At 40.8% G+C, this 3,134-nt stretch carries 3 protein-coding genes and 1 pseudogene; 2 read left to right on the forward strand and 2 right to left on the reverse strand.

Going from position 1 to position 3,134, the window contains the following annotated elements; all coding sequences use genetic code 11:
* Nucleotides 1–302: 302 nt before the first annotated feature.
* Nucleotides 303–1,193 carry a pseudouridine synthase gene (locus ACJAT7_RS18770; RefSeq protein WP_415228308.1) on the forward strand — a complete coding sequence of 297 codons (891 nt, stop codon included), beginning with the start codon at nucleotides 303–305 and terminating at the stop codon, nucleotides 1,191–1,193.
* A gap of 215 nt (nucleotides 1,194–1,408) precedes the next feature.
* Here ACJAT7_RS18770 and ACJAT7_RS18775 read toward each other — a convergent pair whose 3' ends face one another.
* Nucleotides 1,409–1,786, reverse strand: a complete 378-nt coding sequence (locus ACJAT7_RS18775; protein ID WP_415228309.1) for a DUF2237 family protein — start codon at nucleotides 1,784–1,786, stop codon at nucleotides 1,409–1,411.
* 604 nt (nucleotides 1,787–2,390) lie between these two features.
* Between ACJAT7_RS18775 and ACJAT7_RS18780 the strand changes: the two genes are divergently transcribed.
* Nucleotides 2,391–2,642 (forward strand): hypothetical protein, encoded by a 252-nt coding sequence (locus ACJAT7_RS18780; protein ID WP_415228310.1) that lies wholly within the window; start codon nucleotides 2,391–2,393, stop codon nucleotides 2,640–2,642.
* Nucleotides 2,643–2,949: 307 nt separating this feature from the next.
* Here ACJAT7_RS18780 and ACJAT7_RS18785 read toward each other — a convergent pair.
* A pseudogene (locus ACJAT7_RS18785) lies at nucleotides 2,950–3,134 on the reverse strand (methylated-DNA--[protein]-cysteine S-methyltransferase); the annotation flags it as partial.

The following is a 3,134-nucleotide window of genomic DNA, read 5'->3' on the forward strand; positions in this document are numbered from 1 at the left end:
GCCCCGAAATCGATCAACCCCGGCCGTAATGTCATTCAATCCCCGAAATAAACCGAGTTTGATTCGACGCAGGGATCGAGCGGCGCTTTGAATGTGACTGTTATGCGAAACATTGATAATATTCTCAAAATACGCGGCTTCATATACGCAGAAAAAGGGGACGGTGGTAAACAAATATCATTTACTTTATCATTTGTCAGCGACTTGACTTATTTGTTTAAAGTCCATTCAAATGAGCTAACAAATAATCACACAGCATAGCGCTATTAAGCTCATGCTATAGTCAAAATCTGGACCACTAAATGATAATTTCCGATCGCCCCTCAAAGCTGAGTTTACCGCAGACTAACCCCGGCGTCGCCACCGTGCTGGAATACCTGATCATTAAATTTCCTTATATTAATGCTCAGATTTGGCGGCAGCGGATCACCGATGGCAAAGTACACTACCACGACGGCTCGCTGATAACGGCACAATCGCCCTTCCAACCGCAGCAACGGATCTACTATTACAGGGAAGTCGAAAGCGAGCCCAGCATCCCCTTTAAGGAAACGATTTTATTTCAGGATCAGCATATTTTAGTGGCCCATAAACCCCATTTTCTGGCAGTAACCCCCGGTGGTAAATATGTAAATGAATGCCTGCAAAATCGCCTACGACGCAGCACCGGTATTGAGGCCTTACAAGCGTTGCATCGCTTGGATAGAGTGACAGCGGGCTTGGTCATGTTCTCTGTTAACCCCGATACCCGCCATCGTTACCATCATTTATTTAAAACACGACAGATACGCAAAAGCTACCAGGCAATTGCTAACATTAGTGACGGTGAAAATCTTATCGGTCAGGAGTGGGAAATGAAAAGTCGTATCGTGCAGGGCGAACCTCACTTTCGCATGCGTGTGGCCGAAGGCGAAACTAATAGCCACTCCGTGATTCGATGCTTGCAGCAATCTGCTCAGACGGCATTATTTGAATTAAACCCCGTTACGGGTAAAACCCATCAATTACGCGTTCACATGCAGGCGCTCGGCTTGCCCATACTGAATGACAAATACTACCCGCAATTAGAGCCGCTATCAGCGGATAACTATTCAGCACCATTGCAGTTACTGGCAAAAGAGCTGCAGTTTATTGATCCTGTGACTCAACAACCAAGGTGCTTTCGTTCTGACAGTAACTTATCGCTGAAATAAGATAAAACAACCAACAACGGACAAATATTTTCGAGCTCGAAGTAAGCTTGATGTTTTCTTTGGGTAAAATATAGACAAACTTTGCTTCAATCGACAACATTCATTCATTTTGACACCAACGGCCAAATAACTGGCTAAAAATTGAGGGCTAGAATTTGAAGCGAAACCTAACAGCCGGCGCTTTTTAGTGCCTTGTTTACTTGTTTTTTTAACCCCTAATTCAGATCAACTGCGTATTTTTTCAGTAACGCCATTGGCACAATATCTATCGCTTTAATGTGAGTCCTTTGGAGATGAATTCTGGGTGCCATGCTGTTTTCCTCGGCCTCTAACCAACGCAACGCACAGAGACACCAGCTATCTCCAGGCTTTAAACCTTTAAAATTAAACTCAGGTATAGGTTTAGATAAATCATTACCTTTAAAATTTGAGTATTCCAAGAACTCTTTTGTTACTTTAATACAGACTGTATGCGAACCAACATCATCTTTATTGGTATTACATTTACCATCCCGGTAAAAGCCGGTGATTGGTTTTTCACAACAGATTTCTAATGTTTCACCAAACACATTGACAGATTTATCCATCTCCATAGAAGAACACCTTTAATTTATCACCAATAGCCAAGCTGTAGAATTTCTCATTTCAGCCCGTCTATATAAAATAAAAACCACATTAATTTACATTTTATCGATATACAATTAGTTACTTCTATTTTTAATAATAGACGGGTGAAATTGAGTGATAAATCGGTTTATTGAGGGCGTATAACGTCAGGTATTTGAGATTAAAGCCTCGTCCTTATCTCTTAACTTCTATATATTATGCACTAAGCAATACATATGCCATTGCGCTTTCTCTTGCCCGCGAAAAATGATTTATCAAGACATCCATATTAATGACTCATTTATAAGGAATAAATGAGAACAGCTTTAGCTGGCTTCGAAGAAGTGAATAACAGGGATGTTATTCATAAAATAGGCGTATCAATTAAACTTATTTGGCTTTTTCGAGGCTGTGGCCTCACTCACCTACCGGACTAAAAATAAAACACCCTATCAGTTTAGAACAGTTCAAAAAACGGGCGGTTTTATAATGGGTGTCGTCTATTTTCTCTGAAGAGGAAAGTTGCCTTAGAAAGATAAACACCGTAACATTCCGTGATTATAGATTGAGTTCAGCAAGAGAATGTAAATTATGAACAACGAAGCAGATATCATTACAACCCTAACAGAGTTAGAAACCTTTTTAATTTCAGTTGAAAATGGTGGTTCGGGTTTAACAAATGTAGCTGGTGTGGCGATGGCGACAAGCAATAAAGATGGTCATCGTTTTGTCGCAGCATTAGATGACCAGCACCAATTATTATTATCACGTGGGGTTACGGAAGAAGTGTTCCAAACAGGCCAAAATTTAGTGCGCAATGGCACGAGCCGTAAAACTCATTAATATTGGTATTCAGAAGGTTGAATTTGAAGAAAAGGGTTAAAATATTGTCTTAACCCTTTTTATTTAGCCCCCTCAGGTCTTTAACTTTGAATTATTTCAACAGATAAGTAGCCCAAAACGCCTCAAATATGAAAAATTTAAGTTATCGCCACACTCGCTTATTCTGAATCTAATCCAGTTGTACGGCTTTATGCAGGTATGGCTCCGCGTTATTCAGTATTGATTGAAGTCAAGCTGAGCATTTTTGCTTCAGCAATTCAAAAATGAGGCTGAAGCAGTTAAGTACAATAATGCGGAAAACTTACTGCTATCTTATTCTTTCTTTCTCTAATAATATCCGTTTACGCTCTAATCCCCAACGATATCCACCTAACCCCCCATCGCTTTTCAAAACGCGATGACAAGCACGCCGATAGCATTTTTGCCGCAAGCGGTGCCTACCGCACGGGCGGCTTTTGGATTGCCTACTTGTGCAGCGACTTCACCGTAGCT

Source organism: Psychromonas sp., from assembly GCF_047632995.1.
Taxonomy (GTDB): domain Bacteria; phylum Pseudomonadota; class Gammaproteobacteria; order Enterobacterales; family Psychromonadaceae; genus Psychromonas.

Bases quoted from the DNA above. Each gene is read 5' to 3' on its own strand.
- ACJAT7_RS18770 (WP_415228308.1), top strand. From the start codon at position 303: ATGATAATTTCCGATCGCCCCTCAAAGCTGAGTTTACCGCAGACTAAC.
- ACJAT7_RS18775 (WP_415228309.1), bottom strand. From the start codon at position 1,786: ATGGAGATGGATAAATCTGTCAATGTGTTTGGTGAAACATTAGAAATC.
- ACJAT7_RS18780 (WP_415228310.1), top strand. From the start codon at position 2,391: ATGAACAACGAAGCAGATATCATTACAACCCTAACAGAGTTAGAAACC.